Raw genomic sequence first — 17,283 nt, 5'->3', positions numbered from 1 at the left:
GGTGCCGGTTACCCGGATCCGGGCGGATCGTGCCCGGCGTACCGTCGCTGCCCGCCGTTCGCGAAAACGGACGGCGGGCAGCGACGGTGCGATCACTCCGCGGTGGCGGCCGCCCGCTGCTCGGTGGTGGCCTGCGCCGGCTGCTCCGGGGTGGTGGCGGGCTGCTCGGTGGCGGCCTGCGCCGGCTGCTCCGGGGTGGTGGCGGGCTGCTCGGTGGCGGCAGCGGCGGGCTGCTCGGCCGGGGCGGCCGGAGCGGCCGACTCGTCGGCCTTCTTCGGCTCGAGCAGCTCGCGCTCCCACTCGGTCAGCGGCTCGTCGCTCGCGACACCCTCGGGCTTCTCGTCGTTGCCCCGGCGACGGCCGGAACGCGCGATCAGACCATCCGCGACGGCGGCCGCGACGACCTTGGTCAGCAGCTCCGCCGAGCGGATCGCGTCGTCGTTACCCGGGATCGGGAAGTCGACCTCGTCCGGGTCACAGTTGGTGTCCAGCACCGCGATCACCGGGATGCCCAGCTTGCGGGCCTCGTCGACGGCGATGTGCTCCTTCTTGGTGTCGACGATCCAGACCGCGGCGGGAAGCTTCTGCATGTCCCGCAGGCCACCGAGGGTGCGGGTCAGCTTGATCTTCTCGCGGGAGAGCTGCAGCGTCTCCTTCTTGGTGTAACCGGCGGCGGTGCCGCTGAGGTCACCCAGACCCTCCAGCTCCTTCATCCGCTGGAGCCGCTTGTACACGGTCTGGAAGTTGGTCAGCATGCCACCGAGCCAGCGGTGGTTGACGTACGGCTGGCCGACCCGGGTCGCCTGCTCGGCAATCGCCTCCTGGGCCTGCTTCTTGGTGCCGACGAACAGGATGCTGCCACCCTCGGCGACGGTCCCACGCACGAACTCGTACGCCTTCTCGATGTACTCGAGGGTCTGGCGCAGGTCGATGATGTAGATGCCGTTGCGCTCGGTCATGATGAAGCGCTTCATCTTCGGGTTCCAGCGCCGGGTCTGGTGCCCGAAGTGGACACCGCTCTCCAGCAGCTGACGCATGGTCACGACGGCCATGGTTGGGGTACTCCTCAAGGTCCCTGGTTGTCACGCCCGGCCGGTGGCCGGGCGTCCTGGCGCCTGGTCGCCGACCCATGGTGGACCCGATCAAGATCGGGACCAGGGAGGCCGTCGCTCCACGACGATTCGTGAAGAGGGCGCGCGAGGTCGACCGCACGAGGCGGTCGCCAGTTGGCCAGTGTACGCCCCTCGCCCCTCCAGCTGCCCCGGGGTGCGCGTGGCGTGCTGCTCCGCCCGCCGGGTCAGCCGGCGGCGAGCGCGGCGGCCACGAAGAGCACGAGGCCGACGGTCAGGTAGGCCGTCGGTGGGCGCAGCCAGCCCCGACCGTTGTCGGCGAGCGCCAGACCTCCGGTTCGGAGCCCGTACAGCCCGGTCGCGAAGATCGGCAGTCCGGCGACCAGGGCGATACCCACCACCACGTTCCCGGCGTCCACCGGGTCGCCGGTCACGCCCGCCAGCAGCACCCGCAACGCGGGGACCTCGAAGACCAACACCAGCAGAGCGAAGAGTACGGCCAGCACCGGTCGACGGGTCCGATAGACGCCGTCGGCGGCCGGCGGATACACCGGCGGCTCGCCTGCGGGCAGGTCGGGTCGCGGGCCGATCCCCGGCATCGGGCCGGTCGGCATCTCCAGCGGGTGGGGCGTGTCGCCACCGCCCCGGGTCGGCTCGACGATCGGGTACCCGGCGAACGGAGCGGGACGAGCCTGGTCAGCGAGCACGCTGGCCGGCGTTGTCGACGTGCTGTCGCGGGTGGTCTCCGGCGCGGCGCCGGTCAGCGGGGATCCCGTCGCGGTCGTCTCGCGGGCCGCCCGACGACCCGGCAGCTCACCGGAGGTCTCCGAGGGGTCCCGGTCCGCCCGCCGTGACCGGGTGGCCCGGTAACCGTCGGCTTCCGGCCTCGCGGCACCCAACGGGTCGACAGCGCCGAAACGCCCCGAATCAGCCTCGCCCGCCCCGAACCGACCGGTCTGATCGTCGAGGGCACCGAAGCGACCCGAGTCCGACTCCGGTGTACCGAAGCGGCCCATGTCCACCGCGCTCAGACGACCCGAGTCCGACTCCGGCGTACCGAAGCGGCCGGCGTCGACGGCGCCGAAGCGTCCCGAGTCCGGCTCGCGGCGGCGGCCGACGCCGGTGTCCTCGACGGAACGGCCGTCTTCCGCGCCACGCTGCTCGGGAATCTCGCTGTCCCGGTACCGCGGTTCGCCCGCGCCGCGCCACTCCGACTCGCCGTAACCGCGACCCCGCTCGTCGGGGTACCAGCGCGGCTCCTGATCTTCCGGAAAACTCCGTCGTCCGTCCACGTCAGGCACCGTATGCGACCGGCCACGCCCGCGCCATTTCAGCCCGGCCGGACGCGCCGCCGATCGCCCCGGCCGAGCGGGGCACGAACCGTGCCCAGGTGGTGCTGCCGCGAGCCGCAGCTTGATCAGGTGATGGAAAGTAGGTCGGTGGCGGTCCTGACACCTACTTCTCATCACCTGATCAAGGCGGCCCCGCTTGGAGTGCGGCCGGTCGTGGTGGCGGCCTCGGCCGCGCGCTCACGCCCTAGCACAGCGCGGGCATGATCGTCCGACTGTCCACAGCACCACTGTTGTCCACAGCTGGGCCCCCGCCGGGTCGCGACGATCGCCCTCCGGCGGGCACGGTACCGGCCATGACGAAGCGGAACCAGGCGGTTGGCGCGTACGGCGAGCAATGCGCGGCCCGGTACCTGACCGAGGCGGGGCTGCGCCCGATCGCCCGCAACTGGCGCTGCCCGGCCGGGGAGATCGACATCATCGCGTGGGACGGGCCGGTGCTCTCCTTCTGTGAGGTGAAGACCCGCCGAGGTGAGGGCTTCGGCACCCCGGCCGAGGCGGTCGTGCCGGCCAAGGCGCGCCGGCTGCGAGGGCTCGCCGCGCGGTGGCTGACCGAGACCGGTACGACAGCCGAGGAGGTGCGCTTCGATGTGCTGTCGGTGCGGCTGCCCGACGCCGGTCCGGCGCAGGTCGAGCACCTCAAGGGCGCGTTCTGACATGCGTACCCGGAGGATCGGTGACGCGCCGTGAGCTACGCGAAGGTGCTCTGCGTGGGGCTGGTCGGGGTGACCGGCCACGTCGTCGAGGTGGAGGCCGACCTCGCCGCCGGCCTGCCGGCGGTGGTGATCTCCGGTCTGCCGGACACCGCCCTGCACGAGGCCCGCGACCGGGTCCGCGCCGCCGTGGTCAACTCCGGCCAGCGCTGGCCCAACCGGCGGATCACCCTCAACCTGCTGCCCGCCACGCTGCCAAAGTTCGGTTCGGCCTTCGATCTGGCCATCGCCGCAGCGCTGCTGGGTGGCTCGGGTGAGTTGCCGCTGCTTCCCTTGGAGGGGGTGGTGGTCCTCGGCGAGTTGGGGCTCGACGGGACGGTCCGGCCGGTGCGCGGCGTGCTCCCGATGGTCGCCGCCGCGGCCCAGGCCGGCGTCGCGCGGGTGATCGTCCCGGTCGGCAACGCCGCCGAGGCCGCCGTCATCCCCGGGGTACGGGTGCGAGCGGTGGACACCCTGCACCGGCTGGTCGCCTTCGTCCGGGACGGGACCCCGCTGATCGAGCCACCGGCGGACGTCCCGGCACCGCTGGTCGGTGGGCCGGATCTCGCCGAGGTCGCCGGGCAGCAGATGGGGCGGCGCGCACTGGAGGTCGCCGCGGCCGGCGGGCACCACCTGGCGCTGCTCGGCCCTCCGGGCGCCGGCAAGACGATGCTCGCCGAACGGCTGCCGTCGATCCTGCCCGAGCTGGAGGACGACGCGGCGCTGGAGGTCACCGCGCTGCACTCGGTCGCCGGGCTGCTGCCGCCGGGCGGTCGGCTGCTGCGTCGCCCACCGTTCCAGGCGCCGCACCACACCGCGACCGTGCCGTCGTTGGTCGGGGGCGGCTCGGGGCTGGCCCGACCTGGCGCGGTGTCGCTGGCGCATCGCGGGGTGCTCTTCCTGGACGAGGCTCCCGAATTCAGCAAGGGCGCGCTGGAGGCGCTGCGCCAGCCCCTGGAGCACGGCCGCATCCAGCTGAACCGCAGCGGTGGCGGCACCGTTTACCCGGCCCGCACCCAGTTGGTGCTCGCGGCCAATCCGTGTCCGTGCGCGAAGCCGGCCGGCGATGCGCACTGCGAGTGCTCGCCGCTGAGTCGCCGCCGCTACCTGAGCAGGCTCTCCGGGCCGCTGCTCGACCGGATCGACGTCCAGGTGAAGCTGATGCCGGTGCGGGCGGCCGAGCTGATGGCGACCGACGGCGACATCGAGCCTTCGGCGACGGTCGCCGCCCGGGTGGCAGCTGCCCGGCAGGCGGCGGCCGCCCGCTGGGCCGGCCTCGATCGGCGACTCAACGCCGAAGTGGAAGGGCCGCACCTGCGCCGACCGCCGTGGCGGCTGCCGGCCCGGGTCACCGTGGAGTTGCGGGGCCGGCTCGACTCCGGCTCGCTGTCGGCGCGCGGCTTCGACCGGGTGATCCGGATGGCCTGGACCATCGCTGATCTGGACGGTCGCGACCGACCTGATCGGGACGACGTCCGGGAAGCGCTTCAACTACGGACGGGGGAGGCGACGTGAGCGCCGAGGACGAACGCAGGCTGGCCCGGGTCGCCCTGACCTGGCTGGCGGAGCCGGGCACGCGCGCGGTCCATCACCTGGTCGAACGGCACGGCCCGGTGGCGACACTGGATCTGCTGCTCGACGGCGGCAGCCCGGACGGCTGGCTGCACACCACTGTCGCCGCACGCTCGGCGGCCGGCGACGCACGGGCGGTGGCCGCGGAGTCCCTGGAACGGGCGGACCGACTGGGTGCCCGGCTGGTCACGCCGGACGACGAGGAGTGGCCGGCCCAGGTCGCCAGCCTGGCCGCGTTGCGGCTGCCGGACGTCAGCCGCCGGGTCGACGGTGAGACCGCCCCGCCGCTCTGCTTCTGGGTACGCGGGAGCTGGCCGCTCGGCGAGGCGCTGGACCGCTCGGTGGCCGTGGTCGGTGCGCGGGCGGCCACGGGCTATGGGCAGCACGTCGCGACCGAGCTGGGGTATGGCTTGGCGGAGCGGGACTGGACTGTCGTGTCCGGTGGCGCGTTCGGCATCGACGCCGCCGCCCACCGGGGCGCCCTCACCGCAGGCGGTCTGACCGTCGCGGTGCTCGCCTGCGGGCTCGACCGCCCGTACCCGATGGGCAACGCCGCGCTCTTCGACCGGATCGCCGAGACGGGGCTGCTGGTCAGCGAGTGGCCGCCCGGTGCCGAGCCGCTGCGGCCCCGGTTCCTGATCCGCAACCGGGTGATCGCCGCAGGCACCCGGGGCACCGTCGTGGTGGAGGCGTCGGCGCGCAGTGGCGCGACGCAGACCGCGCGGCGAGCCATCCACGCCAATCGGGTGGCCATGGTGGTGCCGGGGCCGGTGACCTCGGCGATGTCCGTCGGCGCCCACGAGTTCCTGCGCGAGCACGCCAAGGCCCGACTGGTCACCGGGGTGGCGCACGTGCTGGAGGAGGTCGGTCGGATCGGCGCCGACCTGGCCCCGCTGGCGCGCGGACCGCAACGCGCCACCGATGCGCTGGACGACGACGCGCGGTCGCTGCTGGAGGCGCTGCCCCGCCGAGGCGCGATGGGCGTGGACCGGCTCTCCGCGCGCGCCGGCGTCGACGTACGGACCGCGCTGCGCAAGCTGTCGCTGCTGGAGGAACTGTCCATGGTGGTCCGTCGCGACGACGGCTACGCCCTCGCCCCACCCGCCAAACAGAAACGTGCAGTGGCGGAGACGTCAGGTCGACCTGTTACCTGAACGGATGCGTCACCGCCGCCGGGCGGGTGGTCGTCCGGATGCCCGCACCTGCTCGCGCTCGGGGCCCCGGCCAGCCGATACTGCCGGTACCGTGCCCGCTCATGGGTGCAATCAAGCCGTGGCACATCAGCGTGCTCTGCTGTCTCGTCGTGACCGCCGTGCTCGTTGTCGGCGTGGTCGTGTTCCTCATCAAGAAGAGCAACCGCCGATAGTTCGGGTGGGCACCGCGCCCGTCATGGCCGGCGACGTACCCGACCCGGCCTTAGGCTGATGCCGTGCCAGCTGTGATCGCGAGTGCCGGGGCCGACGAACCGGCCGGCACGCCGGCACGACCACGATGAGCCGGCCCGACCGGGGCACCCGGGCCATGCACCAGGCACTCCCGCCAGCGTTGCGCGACGCTGTCGACGACTTCGCCGAGCACCTGTCCCGGGTTCGTAACCGGTCGTCGCACACCGTCCGCGCGTACGTCACCGATCTGGTCTCGCTGCTCGACCACGCCGTACGGATGGGCTGCGTCGACCTCACCGAGCTGGACCTGTCGGTGCTGCGCAGTTGGCTGGCGAAGCAGCGCACCACAGGTGCGGCCCGCACGTCGTTGGCCCGGCGGGCCGCGTCGGCACGGGCATTCAGCGCCTGGGCACACCGGGCCGGGCTGCTCCCCGCCGACGTGGGCGCCGCGCTGGCCAGCCCTCGCGCGCACCGGGACCTGCCCAACGTGCTGCGCGCCGACCAGGCCGCCACCCTGGTCGAGGCACCGTCCCGGCAGGCGCCACCCACCAACCCGCCAGCGGAGTCGGGCTCGAGCGAAGCGGCCGAGGCGGTGCCGCTGCGGGACCGGGTGCTGCTGGAGCTGCTCTACGCCACCGGCGTACGGGTCAGTGAGGCGTGCGGGCTGGACGTCGGGGATGTCGACCACGGTCGGCGGGTGATCCGGGTGTTCGGCAAGGGCGGGCGGGAGCGCTCGGTGCCGTACGGGGTGCCCGCCCAGCGGGCGTTGGACGACTGGCTGCGCCGGGGCCGCCCGGCGATGGTGGGTGCCCGCTCCGCCGACGCGCTGCTGCTCGGTGCCCGGGGCGGTCGGCTCAACCCGACGACCGCGCGTCAGATCGTCGGTGCGTACGCCGAGGCCGCCGGGCTGCCCCGGACCAGCCCGCACGATCTACGCCACTCCGCGGCCACCCACCTCCTGGAGGGTGGCGCGGACCTGCGCGCCGTGCAGGAGCTGCTCGGCCACTCGTCGCTGGCGAGTACGCAGATCTACACCCACGTCTCGGTCGAGCGGCTGCGTGCCGCGTACCGGCAGGCGCACCCGCGCGCCTGATCAAGGGCCGGAGGGCACGCGAGCGTGACGGTTACGATCATCAAGTGAGCGTCCCGAATCCCCCTGAGCCGATCCCGGGCGCCCGCCTGCTCTTCTCCCTGGACCCGGCGGTCAGCCACCTCAACCATGGCTCGTTCGGCGCGGTGCCGATCGGCGTGCAGCGCGCCCAGCAGCGGCTGCGCGACGAGATGGAGGCGAACCCGCTGCGCTTCTTCACGCAGGGGCTGGTCGACCGGATCGCGCACACCCGCCGGCACCTCGCCGGGTTCCTGGGCGCCGACCCGGACGGCAGCGCCCTGGTGGGCAACACCACCACCGGCGTCGCCGTGGTGCTCCAGTCGGTTGGTCTCAAGCCCGGCGACGAGGTGCTGAGCACCGACCACGGGTACGGGGCGGTGAGCCTGGCCATCCAGCGCGAGTGCCGCCGCACCGGCGCGGTCAGCCGCGTTCTGCCGATCGCCCGGGCCGCCACCGACGAGCAGATCGTGCAGAGCGTCCGCGCCGGCCTGCGCCCCGGGCGGACCCGGCTGCTCGTCGTCGACCAGCTCACCTCGGCCACCGCCAAGCTCTTTCCGACCGCCGCCATCGTCGGGGTGGCCCGGGAACACGGCGTGCCGGTCCTGGTGGACGCCGCGCACGCCCCGGGCATGCTCCCCACCCCGGTGGCCGGCATCGGAGCGGACTTCTGGGTGGGCAACCTGCACAAGTGGGCGTACGCCCCGCGCGGAACCGCCCTGCTGGCGGTGGCACCGCAGTGGCGGGACCGGATCGAGCCGCTGGTGGTGTCCTGGGAGCAGGAGTCGGGTTTCCCGGCCCGGCTCGAGTGGCAGGCGACGCTCGACTACACATCCTGGCTGGCGGCTCCGGCGGGTCTGTTCACGATGCGCAGTCTCGGCGTCGACCGGGTGCGGGCGCACAACGCCGCGCTCGCCGCGTACGGCCAGCGGGTGGTGGGGGACGCCCTGGGGGTGGCCCCCGCCGATCTGCCCGACCCCGGCGGGCCGGGGGTGGCGCTGCGCCTCATTCCGCTGCCGGCCGGTACGGGCACCACGATCGACGCGGCGCGGGCGTTGCAGGCGCGGATCGGTGAGCGGCTCGCCGCGGAGGTGGCGGTGATGAGTTGGAGCGGCCGGGGGTGGCTGCGGCTCACCGGCCAGGTCTACAACGCCGCCGACGAGTACGAACGGCTGGCCGCGCGGCTGCCGGCACTGCTCGCCCAGCGCTGACCGGACGGCCGGGGGCTGTCACCGGGACCGGACCGACCGGGAGCAGGCGCACCGGGCCGAGGCCGAGCAGGGCCAGCGGGTCGAGATACTCCTCGCCCCGGCGCAGGCCCCAGTGCAGGCACGCCTCGGCCGGGCACCCCGGATGCCCGGGCAGCAGCTCGCCCAGCGGCGCGCCGGCGGTGACCGGCTGGCCGGGGCGTACGGCGGGTTGGACCGGCTCGTGGGTGGTCCGCAGCCCGTCGGCGTGCCCCACGGTGACCACCGGTCGACCCGCCACCGGGCCGGCGAAGAGCACGGTGCCCGGCCCGGCGCTGCGGACCACCGCTCCGGCCGGTGCGGCCAGGTCGACGCCGCGGTGGCCGGGCAGCCACGGTCGCGGCGGCGGGTCGAACCGGCGCACCGGGCGGGGCGGCCCGTCGAGCGGCCAGCGGAACCGCCCGGTGGGAGCTGGGGCGGCGACCGGCTCCGCCAGGGCCGCGACCGGCACGGTCGGTGTCGGTGGTTGGCCGGGCACCGCCGCGACCAGCACCGCCAGCCCGCAGAGCTGCACTGTCAGTGCGAGCGGAAGCGCGGCGCAGAGCAGCACCGTGCGGCGGATCGAACGGACGGATGGCTGTCGCATGACGGCAGCCTCCGGCCGACGCGGGGTCGTCCGCAGGCCCGGCCGACGCTTCTGTGGACAAGCGGAGGTGCTGTGGATGACCACCCAACAACGTCGATGATCTGCTATGGCCGGGACGGCACGCCGCTGTCCACGGCCCGTCGCGCGCACGCCGACGTACCTCCGGTGCCGTTTCCGGGCCGCCCCGAAGGGCCTAGGCTGGGCCGCGTACGGCGGGTCCCGCCGTCTGTACCGGGGAGGCCCTCATGACCACTCTCGATGACCGGACGCCGTCCACCGCCGGGCCGACGGTGGCCGACGTGAGCGGCCCGTCCCGGCTCGCGGGGCCGGACGAGACGATCAGCGCCGAGGAGTTGCAGCTCGCGGCCCGCAACCACGGCATCCCGCTGGAGGCGCTGCGCTACGACGTCACCCCGGCCGGGCTGCACTACCTGCTGATCCACTACGACATCCCGGAGCTCGACCCGGCGACGCACACGTTGACCATCGGCGGCGCGGTGGACCGGCCGTTGGCGGTCACCCTCGCCGACCTGCGCGAGCGGCCCCGGGTCACCCGGCAGGTGACACTGGAGTGCGCCGGCAACGGGCGGGCCCTGCTGCACCCCCGGCCGGTCAGCCAGCCCTGGCTGGTCGAGGCGGTCGGCAACGCGGAGTGGACCGGCACCCCCCTCGCTCCGCTGCTGCGGGAGGCGGGCGTCGACCCGGATGCGGTGGACGTCGTCTTCACCGGCGCCGATCACGGTGTGGAGCGCGGGATCGAGCAGGACTACCAGCGGGCGCTTCCGGTCGCCGACGCGCTGCGCGAGGAGGTGCTGCTGGCGTACGAGATGAACGGCGTCCCCCTGCTGCCGCAGCACGGCGCGCCGCTGCGGCTGATCGTGCCGGGTTGGTACGGCATGGCGCACGTGAAGTGGGTCCACTCCATCGAGCTGCGGACCGAGCCGTTCGAGGGGTACCAGAACGCGGTGGCCTACCGGGTGCGCCGCGACGCCGACGACCCGGGCGTGCCGGTGACGCGGATCGAGCCGCGCGCGCTGGTCCGTCCGCCCGGCTTCCCCGACTTCATGTCCCGCCGCCGGGTGCTGCGACAGGGCCCGTGCACGCTGGATGGCCGGGCCTGGTCGGGGCACGCCCCGGTGGTCGCCGTGGAGGTGACCACCGACGGTGGGGAGAGCTGGGCGCCGGCCGAGCTGGACCCGCCGGACGCGGGAGATTTCGCCTGGCGGCGCTGGCGGTACGAGTGGGTCGCCACCCCCGGCCGGTACGTGCTCGGCGCGCGGGCCACCGACGCGTCCGGGCGGACCCAGCCGGTCGAGCAACAGTGGAACCGTGGCGGCTTCGCCAGCAACATGGTGCAGCGGGTCGAGGTCGTGGTGCCGGCCGAGTGATCGGCGGTGGGTGTCAGGCCACGGGTGGGGGGCCTGTGGCGCGGTCCGGCGGCCCGGGTGCGCTCAGCCGCCGAAGCCGGAGTCGGCGGGCAGTGAGATGTCGGGCTTCTCCAGCTCTTCGACGTTGACGTCCTTGAAGGTCATCACCCGGACGTTCTTTACGAAGCGGGCAGGACGGTACATGTCCCACACCCAGGCGTCGTGCATCTCGACCTCGAAGTAGACCTCGCCGTCGGAGTTTCGCACGTGCAGGTCGACCTGGTTGGCCAGGTAGAACCGGCGCTCCGTCTCCACCACGTAGGAGAACTGGCGGACAATGTCGCGGTACTCCCGGTAGAGCTGCAGCTCCATCTCGGTCTCGTACTTCTCGAGATCTTCCGCGCTCATCGCACTCCGCCTTCCATGGCCACATCTTCCCCCACCGGCGTCGGAGGCCGAGGCTGCTCGCCCAACGCCACGCCGACGGTACCCCCTGACGCCCACGAGCGCTCCATCGGCTCATCCGGGCCGTGGCCGCCAGGCCGTCGAGCGCGCGGCGGCCGGCCGTCGCGGCCGGAGACCGTGGCGACATTGACGTACGAGAACCGGTGCTCGCGGCACGGCCCGTGCTCCCGCAGTGCCGCCGAGTGCTCCGGGGTGATGTAGCCCTTGTGCTCGGCGAAGCCGTACGCCGGGAACACCGCGTCCAATTCCACCATGAGCCGGTCCCGGGTGACCTTGGCCAGCACACTGGCCGCCGCCACGCACGCCGCCACCCGGTCGCCCTTCCACACCGCCAGCCCGGGCACACCCAGGCCGTCCACGCCGAAGCCGTCGGTCAGCACGTACTCCGGGCGGATGGTGAGCGAGGCGAGCGCCCGGCGCATCGCGGCCAGGTTGCACACGTGCAGACCCCGGGCGTCGACCTCCTCGGCCGGAATGACCACCACGGCGTACGCGAGCGCCCGGTCCACGATCTCCGCGTACACCCGTTCCCGGCTGGCCGGGGTGAGCAGCTTCGAGTCGGCCAGCCCCTCGATCTCGCCGCGCCGCCCCTCGGGCAGCACCGCCGCGGCGGCGACCAGCGGACCGGCGCAGGCCCCCCGGCCCGCCTCGTCGGCGCCGGCGACGTGCCGGAAGCCACGGCGCTGCAACGCCCGCTCCAGGGCGTACAGGCCGGCCTCGCGGCGCACCACTGTGCGCGGCGGGGTCAGCACGACGCCTCGTGCTGGTCGGCGGTGGTCGACTGCCCCAGCCGGGTCAGCAGGGCGGGTAGTTCGGGCGGGTAGAACCGGTCACCACTGGCCGCCAACTCGTCCGGAACCCACCAGCGGTGGTCGGCGATGCTGCGTCGCTCGATGTCGTTGAAGCCCGTGGTGTCCACCCGCCAGGAATTGACCCGGAAGAGGAAGAAATCCTGCTCCTGGCGGTACCAGATGCCGTCGAAGGAGAACTCGGTCGCGTCGGACCAGACCGGCTCACCCAAATCGGCCGGGTCGAGCCGCAGGCCGGTCTCCTCGGCCAACTCCCGGGCCGCGCCCGCCGCCGGGGACTCCGACGGATCGAGCCCGCCGCCGGGAGTGAACCAGTATCGGTGCCCGGGTCGGGCCGGGTCGAAGCCCTCGAACAGCAGGACCCGGCCGGCCGCGTCGACGAGCAGCACGCGGGCCGCGCGTCGAGGGGTGTAGACGGTCACCGCACCAGCCTGCCAGACCGAGGACGGATCGCCCACGCCCCGTCGGCCTACGGCTTGGGAATGCCGTCGAACCCGTCGGGCACCGTCAGCCAGGTGGCCCGGTTGACCGGCCAGAAGACGGTGAACGCCCGCCCGACCACGTCGTCCTCGGGGATCGTCGCCTCGGTGATGTTCTGCTGGGACTGCTGCCAGTGCTCCAGTGAGTCGCCGGAGGCCGACCGGTGGTCGCCCATCACCCACAGCCGGCCCTCCGGCACGGTGATGTCGAACTCCTGGTCCGCGGGCTTGTCGCGAATCCCGTCCAGGGAGAAGATGTACGGCTCGTCCAGCGACTTGCCGTTGATCATCAACCGTTCCTCGGGGTCGCAGCAGACCACGTGGTCGCCGGGGATGCCGATCACCCGCTTGATGAAGTCCTCGCCGTCGGGGTTGCCGCTCCACGCGGTCGGAGCCTTGAACACGATCACCTCGCCGCGGTGCGGTGACCGGAAGTCGTAGACCAGCTTGTTGACCAGCACCCGGTCATCGATCTTGAGGGTGTTTTCCATGGACGGGGAGGGGATGAAGAAGGTCTGCAGCACGAAGGCGCGGACCAGCACCGCGACCAGGATCGCCACACCCAGCAGGATCGGCAGCTCCTTCCAGAAGGAGCTGCGCGGCTTGTCGGTCTGCTCGTCAATCACGCCAAGGAGCCTACGTTGCCCGGCTGGACGGCACCGTCCGGAACGCGCGGGAACCGCGTAGCGCGGCTGCCAACGGAAGCATCAGCAGCACACCGCCCTGCGGAGTCGGTCGCACCGGAGGCGCAACGGGGGACGCCGTGGCCGACCCGGACACGTCCTCGAACGTCGGCGGCACCGACAGAGCACTCCACCGCGACGAGGGCCAGACCACCATGAAGGCCCGGCCGACCACGTTCTCGATCGGCACCGGCCCCTGGCAACGCGCGTCCTGGGAGACCTCGCGGTGGTCGCCCATCACGAAGATCTGACCGGGCGGCACGACGATCTCGTCGAAGCGCCGGGAGCGACACTCCGCCGGGTTGGGCGGCAGGTCCAGTGGGGAGTCCCGCAGGACGTACGGCTCGTTGAGCGGCGTGCCGTTGACGGTCACCCGCCCCTGGCTGTCGCAGCACGTGACCCGGTCACCGGGGAGACCGATCACCCGCTTGATGAAGTCCTTCTCACCGGGGCGGCTCACCCCGACCAGATCGCCGACGGTCCGGGTGAGCCGGCCGGCGACACCGGGCTTCGGCTGATCGTCGACCTGCGGCGCCCAGCGGTCGGTGCCCCGGAAGACCACCACCTCGCCGCGCAGCGGGTCACGAACGTCGTAGACGACCTTGTTGACCAGCACCCGGTCACCGACGAGGAGGGTGTCCTCCATCGAGCCGGACGGGATGAAGAACGCCTGGAGCAGGAAGGTGCGGATCAGCACCGCGAGGCAGAACGCGACCACCAGCAGCAGCGGCAACTCCTGCCAGAGAGGCATCTGCCGGCGGGTGCGGCGAGCCCGTCGGCGCCACGGATCGACGGTGCCGTCCTCGTCAAGCGTCTGCACCACGCCACTCCCCGGTCCGCAGAAACACCACCGCCCGGGAGCCTCGTCGAGGCTCCACGGGCGGTAGTGGACAACTGCCCGCCACGTGGGCGGGGCCGCCGCCTCGCTGCGCCCGTACCGACCAGGGTAGTGCGCTCTGGTCGGTACGGCATACGCGCAGCTCGGGCGGCGTGGCGAGCGGGAAGTCAGCTGGGCAGCTTCGCCCGCTTCTCCTTGATCTTGGCCTTCTTGCCGCGCAGCTCACGCAGGTAGTAGAGCTTGGCGCGACGCACGGCACCGCGGGTCACGATCTCGATCCGGTCGATGCCCGGGCCGTTGATCGGGTAGGTCCGCTCGACGCCGACACCGAAGCTGACCTTGCGGACCGAGAAGGTCTCGCGCAGACCGTCACCCTGGCGGCGGATCACGACGCCCTGGAAGATCTGGACACGGGACCGGGCGCCCTCGACAACGCGGGCGTGCACCTTGACGGTGTCACCGGCCCGGAAGTCGGGAAGGTCGGTCCGCTTCGACTGGGCGTCAAGGGCGTCCAGGATATTCATCGCTGTGTCCTCGTAAGGCTCACGGCGCACCGTCACTCGGTGCGCGGGTGGGTGATTCTGATTCCCGGGTGGTGATCGGCGGACCGACCCCGGTCGGGAATCCTCGCAGCCGTCTGCGGGAGCGGACGGATGCGGCAACCCCCCTACTTTGCCACATCCCCCGGTGGAGGATGAAATCCGGCCTGGTCCAGGGCCGCGATGTCCCGTTTGTCGAGCCGATCGGCGGGCAGCGCCGCCAGCAGGTCCGGACGGCGGGCTGCGGTACGCAGCAGACCCTCCTCGCGCCGCCAGCGAGCGATCTTGCCGTGGTCACCGGAGCGGAGCACCTCCGGCACGTCGTGCCCACGCCAACTCGACGGCTTGGTGTAGATCGGCGCCTCCAGCAGCCCGTGCGCGTGCGACTCCTCGTCCAACGAGCCCGCGTTGCCCAGCACCCCCGGCAGCAGCCGGGTGACCGCCTCCAGCATCACCAGGACCGCTACCTCGCCGCCGAAGAGCACGTAGTCACCGAGCGACACCTCGGTGACCGGCATCCGGGTGGCGGCGTGCGCCAGGACCCGCTGGTCGATCCCCTCGTAGCGGCCGCAGGCGAAGAGCAGATGCGACTCGGCCGCCAACCCGTACGCCATGGCCTGGGTGAACGAGGCACCGGCGGGCGACGGCACCAGCAGCCGGGGCGGCGGGGCGTCGACCGGCGCGAGGGCGTCCAGAGCCTCACCCCACGGCTCCGGGCGCATCACCATCCCCGGCCCGCCGCCGTAGGGGGTGTCGTCGACAGTGCGGTGCACGTCGTGGGTCCAGGTCCGTAGGTCGTGCACGGCGAGCTGGAGTACGCCGTTGGCCCGCGCCCGTCCGATCAGCGACAGGTCCAGCGGGGCGAAGTACTCCGGAAAGATCGACACGACGTCGACGCGCATGCGGGCTGGTCCTAAAGGTCGAGCAGTCCGGCTGGCGGATCGACGATCACACGTCCGCCGGCCAGGTCGACCTCCGGAACGATCGCCCGGACGAACGGGATCAACGCGGTGCGCCCCTCGGGGCGCCGCAGCACCAGCAGGTCGGACGAGGGTGCGTGGTCGATGCGGACGACCTCGCCCAGGCGTTCGCCGGCCGGGGTCACCACGGCCAACCCGACCAACTGGTGGTCGTGGAACTCCTCCGGGTCGTCCGGTGGGGTCACGTCGGCGCTGTCCACCACGAGCAGCGTCCCACGCAGCGCCTCGGCAGTGTCGCGGTCCAGGAAGCCCTCGAACGCGATCAGCACCCGACCCTGGTGGAAGCGGGCTTCCTCGATGGTCAGCTCCGCGGGAACCTGGAACGGCACCCCGGGCTCATCGCTGGTTGGAGGGGGTGTCGCCCCCGGCTCAGTGCGCAGCACTGTGCCAGGGGCGAACCGTGCCTCGGGCTCGTCGGTCCGCACTTCCACGGTGACCTCACCGCGGACACCGTGCGGCTTGCCGATCCTGCCGATGACGAGCTGCATCAGTACGAGTCGACGATGTCGACGCGAACCCCGCGCCCGCCGATGGAGCCGATCACCTGGCGCAGCGCCTTGGCGGTCCGGCCGGACCGCCCGATCACAGTGCCGAGGTCCTCGGGGTGCACGCGGACTTCGAGCCGCTTGCCCCGACGGGAATCGACCAGCCGCACCCGGACGTCGTCCGGGTGGTCGACGATGCCCTTGACCAGGTGCTCCAACGCCGGACGCAGTGGCATGTCAGGCCTGCTCACCGGCGTCGGCAGCGGCCGGAGCCTCGGCCGGAGCCTCGGTCTTCGGAGCCTCAGCCGTCGGAGCCTCAGCCGGAGCCTCGGTCTTCGGAGCCTCGGTCTTCGGAGCCTCGGCAGCCTTGGCGGCCTTCTTGGCGGGCTTGGCCGGGGTCTCCGGGGCGAGCCCGGCGGCGGCCTTCGCCTCAACCTCGTACGCCGCCTTGCGGTCGGCCCGCTCGGGGGCGACCAGGAGCGGCGGCGGGGCCGGCAGGCCCTTGTACTTCTGCCAGTCACCGGTCAGCTCCAGCAGCCGCTGCACCGCCTCGCTCGGCTGAGCGCCGACGGACAGCCAGTACTGGACCCGCTCCGACTTGACCTCGATGATCGAGGGGTCTTCCTTGGGCTGGTACACCCCGACGAACTCGATCGCCCGACCGTCACGCTTGGTGCGCGAGTCGGCGATGACGATGCGGTACTGCGGGTGGCGGATCTTGCCCATCCGCAGGAGCCGGATCTTTACGGCCACAGTTGTTACGCTCCTGTTGCGATCTCACCGGCCCGTGCGGGCGGTGTGCATGGGTGAGCGCCGACCGGACCCGTGGGGTTGGGCCGGAGACTACTCGGTGGACTAGCGACGTGCCCGGGTTAGAGGGCGCCGGACGCGCGCCGGATACCAGCGACCTATTCTGCCAGATCCGATGCCGATCTCCCGCATCGGACCCGTACACCGCGTTGTCGGTGACCTGGCACACCGCTCAGCGCACCGGCGGACGATCCCATCCCGGTGGCAGTTTGTCCGGTACGCCCCACTCCGACGGGGGTGCGAAGTCACACCAGGTGCCGTCGAACGGGAACTTCCCGGCCTCGGCGAGCGCGATCACCCGCTCCCCCTCCGCGCGGACCGCCTTCTCGTCCGTCACCCAGTAGTCGGCGCCGAAGGCGAGCCGCTCGACGAACTCGTCCTCGTCCTTCCACTCCCAGCCGCGGTCCGGCCACACCACCACGTCCAGGTCCTGGTCCACCACGTCGACGCCGGCCACCAGGCCGTCGTCCCAGCGGACACCGGGCTCCTCCAGGTTGACGTACCAGTGGGCGAACCGGCCCTGGGCGTCGGAGAACCACCAGACGGAGTGCGCCGCCCCCGTGGGCAGGAACTTCAGCAGCGGAGGACCGTTCCAACGCCCCTCGGCCAACCGGTACGTCGACGAGATCCACTCGGCGAACGGCATCGCCCGCATCCCCAGCCCGGCCTCGGTCACCTCGTGGGCCACCGGCGAGTCCCGGGCGATCCAGATCAGCAACCCCCGGTCGTCGTCGCTGACCACGCGGGCCGGCCGGACCCACCCGATCCGGCCGTGCCGCACGTTCCGGTGCATGATCAGCCGGCCCGGCTCGAACCGGT

Annotated in this window: 20 protein-coding genes; 6 read left to right on the top strand and 14 right to left on the bottom strand. The window is 72.6% G+C overall.

What is annotated here, in order from left to right; all coding sequences use genetic code 11:
- Window positions 1–92: 92 nt before the first annotated feature.
- Window positions 93–1,052 carry a 30S ribosomal protein S2 gene (gene rpsB, locus ABZS40_RS12675; RefSeq protein WP_354943421.1) on the bottom strand — a complete coding sequence of 320 codons (960 nt, stop codon included), beginning with the start codon at window positions 1,050–1,052 and terminating at the stop codon, window positions 93–95.
- A 245-nt stretch (window positions 1,053–1,297) separates the two neighbouring features.
- Entirely contained in the window at window positions 1,298–2,362 is a 1,065-nt protein-coding gene (locus ABZS40_RS12670; protein WP_354943420.1) for a hypothetical protein, read from the bottom strand.
- A 353-nt stretch (window positions 2,363–2,715) separates the two neighbouring features.
- Here ABZS40_RS12670 and ABZS40_RS12665 point away from each other — a divergent pair, with 353 nt between their 5' ends.
- The 5 genes from ABZS40_RS12665 (at window position 2,716) to ABZS40_RS12645 (ending at window position 8,387) form a co-directional block, all read left to right on the top strand.
- Window positions 2,716–3,075 (top strand): YraN family protein, encoded by a 360-nt coding sequence (locus ABZS40_RS12665; protein WP_354943418.1) that lies wholly within the window; start codon window positions 2,716–2,718, stop codon window positions 3,073–3,075.
- Between the two features lie 30 nt (window positions 3,076–3,105).
- Entirely contained in the window at window positions 3,106–4,626 is a 1,521-nt protein-coding gene (locus ABZS40_RS12660; RefSeq protein WP_354943417.1) for a YifB family Mg chelatase-like AAA ATPase, read from the top strand.
- Window positions 4,623–5,837 carry a DNA-processing protein DprA gene (dprA, locus tag ABZS40_RS12655; protein ID WP_354943416.1) on the top strand — a complete coding sequence of 405 codons (1,215 nt, stop codon included), beginning with the start codon at window positions 4,623–4,625 and terminating at the stop codon, window positions 5,835–5,837. The genes ABZS40_RS12660 and dprA overlap by 4 nt, the downstream gene beginning before the upstream one ends.
- A gap of 337 nt (window positions 5,838–6,174) precedes the next feature.
- Window positions 6,175–7,161: a tyrosine recombinase XerC gene (locus tag ABZS40_RS12650; protein ID WP_354943415.1), complete on the top strand. Its 987-nt coding sequence runs from the start codon at window positions 6,175–6,177 to the stop codon at window positions 7,159–7,161.
- Between the two features lie 44 nt (window positions 7,162–7,205).
- Window positions 7,206–8,387 carry an aminotransferase class V-fold PLP-dependent enzyme gene (locus tag ABZS40_RS12645; RefSeq protein ID WP_354943414.1) on the top strand — a complete coding sequence of 394 codons (1,182 nt, stop codon included), beginning with the start codon at window positions 7,206–7,208 and terminating at the stop codon, window positions 8,385–8,387.
- Here ABZS40_RS12645 and ABZS40_RS12640 read toward each other — a convergent pair.
- Window positions 8,308–9,009 carry a M23 family metallopeptidase gene (locus ABZS40_RS12640; protein ID WP_354943413.1) on the bottom strand — a complete coding sequence of 234 codons (702 nt, stop codon included), beginning with the start codon at window positions 9,007–9,009 and terminating at the stop codon, window positions 8,308–8,310. The genes ABZS40_RS12645 and ABZS40_RS12640 overlap by 80 nt on opposite strands.
- A 245-nt stretch (window positions 9,010–9,254) precedes the next feature.
- On the opposite strand from ABZS40_RS12640, the gene ABZS40_RS12635 reads away from it, so the two are divergent.
- The gene (locus tag ABZS40_RS12635) at window positions 9,255–10,397 is read left to right on the top strand and encodes a sulfite oxidase (RefSeq protein WP_354943412.1); all 1,143 of its coding nucleotides are present in this window, start codon (window positions 9,255–9,257) and stop codon (window positions 10,395–10,397) included.
- 63 nt (window positions 10,398–10,460) lie between these two features.
- Here ABZS40_RS12635 and ABZS40_RS12630 read toward each other — a convergent pair whose 3' ends face one another.
- The 11 genes from ABZS40_RS12630 to ABZS40_RS12580 all read right to left on the bottom strand — a co-directional run bounded on the left by ABZS40_RS12630 (window position 10,461) and on the right by ABZS40_RS12580 (window position 17,257).
- Window positions 10,461–10,784, bottom strand: a complete 324-nt coding sequence (locus ABZS40_RS12630; RefSeq protein ID WP_007075222.1) for a DUF2469 domain-containing protein — start codon at window positions 10,782–10,784, stop codon at window positions 10,461–10,463.
- Window positions 10,781–11,593 (bottom strand): ribonuclease HII, encoded by an 813-nt coding sequence (locus ABZS40_RS12625; RefSeq protein ID WP_354943411.1) that lies wholly within the window; start codon window positions 11,591–11,593, stop codon window positions 10,781–10,783. The genes ABZS40_RS12630 and ABZS40_RS12625 overlap by 4 nt, the downstream gene beginning before the upstream one ends.
- Window positions 11,587–12,072 (bottom strand): NUDIX domain-containing protein, encoded by a 486-nt coding sequence (locus ABZS40_RS12620; protein ID WP_354943410.1) that lies wholly within the window; start codon window positions 12,070–12,072, stop codon window positions 11,587–11,589. Before ABZS40_RS12620 ends, ABZS40_RS12625 begins: the two co-directional genes overlap by 7 nt.
- 47 nt (window positions 12,073–12,119) lie before the next feature.
- Window positions 12,120–12,755, bottom strand: a complete 636-nt coding sequence (gene lepB, locus ABZS40_RS12615) for a signal peptidase I (RefSeq protein WP_354943409.1) — start codon at window positions 12,753–12,755, stop codon at window positions 12,120–12,122.
- Window positions 12,756–12,765: 10 nt separating this feature from the next.
- Entirely contained in the window at window positions 12,766–13,635 is an 870-nt protein-coding gene (gene lepB, locus ABZS40_RS12610) for a signal peptidase I (RefSeq protein ID WP_354943408.1), read from the bottom strand.
- Window positions 13,636–13,817: 182 nt separating this feature from the next.
- The gene (gene rplS / locus ABZS40_RS12605; RefSeq protein ID WP_354943407.1) at window positions 13,818–14,174 is read right to left on the bottom strand and encodes a 50S ribosomal protein L19; all 357 of its coding nucleotides are present in this window, start codon (window positions 14,172–14,174) and stop codon (window positions 13,818–13,820) included.
- Between the two features lie 143 nt (window positions 14,175–14,317).
- Entirely contained in the window at window positions 14,318–15,091 is a 774-nt protein-coding gene (trmD, locus tag ABZS40_RS12600; RefSeq protein ID WP_354943406.1) for a tRNA (guanosine(37)-N1)-methyltransferase TrmD, read from the bottom strand.
- A gap of 11 nt (window positions 15,092–15,102) precedes the next feature.
- Complete coding sequence (gene rimM / locus ABZS40_RS12595) at window positions 15,103–15,657, bottom strand: ribosome maturation factor RimM (protein ID WP_354943405.1); 555 nt, start codon at window positions 15,655–15,657, stop codon at window positions 15,103–15,105.
- Window positions 15,657–15,917, bottom strand: a complete 261-nt coding sequence (locus tag ABZS40_RS12590) for an RNA-binding protein (RefSeq protein WP_186718042.1) — start codon at window positions 15,915–15,917, stop codon at window positions 15,657–15,659. Before ABZS40_RS12590 ends, rimM begins: the two co-directional genes overlap by 1 nt.
- Window positions 15,892–16,407, bottom strand: coding sequence for a 30S ribosomal protein S16 (rpsP, locus tag ABZS40_RS12585; RefSeq protein WP_354943404.1), 516 nt, complete (start codon window positions 16,405–16,407; stop codon window positions 15,892–15,894). Before rpsP ends, ABZS40_RS12590 begins: the two co-directional genes overlap by 26 nt.
- Window positions 16,408–16,636: 229 nt before the next feature.
- Entirely contained in the window at window positions 16,637–17,257 is a 621-nt protein-coding gene (locus ABZS40_RS12580) for a DUF402 domain-containing protein (protein ID WP_354943453.1), read from the bottom strand.
- Window positions 17,258–17,283: the final 26 nt, after the last annotated feature.

It is taken from the genome of Micromonospora sp. NPDC005324 (assembly GCF_040607155.1).
GTDB classification, from domain to species: domain Bacteria; phylum Actinomycetota; class Actinomycetes; order Mycobacteriales; family Micromonosporaceae; genus Micromonospora; species Micromonospora trifolii.
This window is presented reverse-complemented; position numbering and strand designations above follow the sequence as displayed.

Excerpts from the sequence above, each read along its gene's own strand:
- trmD (WP_354943406.1), bottom strand. The coding sequence starts at position 15,091 with ATGCGCGTCGACGTCGTGTCGATCTTTCCGGAGTACTTCGCCCCGCTG.
- ABZS40_RS12630 (WP_007075222.1), bottom strand. The coding sequence starts at position 10,784 with ATGAGCGCGGAAGATCTCGAGAAGTACGAGACCGAGATGGAGCTGCAG.
- ABZS40_RS12650 (WP_354943415.1), top strand. The coding sequence starts at position 6,175 with ATGAGCCGGCCCGACCGGGGCACCCGGGCCATGCACCAGGCACTCCCG.
- ABZS40_RS12635 (WP_354943412.1), top strand. The coding sequence starts at position 9,255 with ATGACCACTCTCGATGACCGGACGCCGTCCACCGCCGGGCCGACGGTG.
- rimM (WP_354943405.1), bottom strand. The coding sequence starts at position 15,657 with ATGCAGCTCGTCATCGGCAGGATCGGCAAGCCGCACGGTGTCCGCGGT.
- ABZS40_RS12580 (WP_354943453.1), bottom strand. The coding sequence starts at position 17,257 with ATGCACCGGAACGTGCGGCACGGCCGGATCGGGTGGGTCCGGCCGGCC.
- ABZS40_RS12640 (WP_354943413.1), bottom strand. The coding sequence starts at position 9,009 with ATGCGACAGCCATCCGTCCGTTCGATCCGCCGCACGGTGCTGCTCTGC.
- rpsB (WP_354943421.1), bottom strand. The coding sequence starts at position 1,052 with ATGGCCGTCGTGACCATGCGTCAGCTGCTGGAGAGCGGTGTCCACTTC.
- ABZS40_RS12665 (WP_354943418.1), top strand. The coding sequence starts at position 2,716 with ATGACGAAGCGGAACCAGGCGGTTGGCGCGTACGGCGAGCAATGCGCG.
- rplS (WP_354943407.1), bottom strand. The coding sequence starts at position 14,174 with ATGAATATCCTGGACGCCCTTGACGCCCAGTCGAAGCGGACCGACCTT.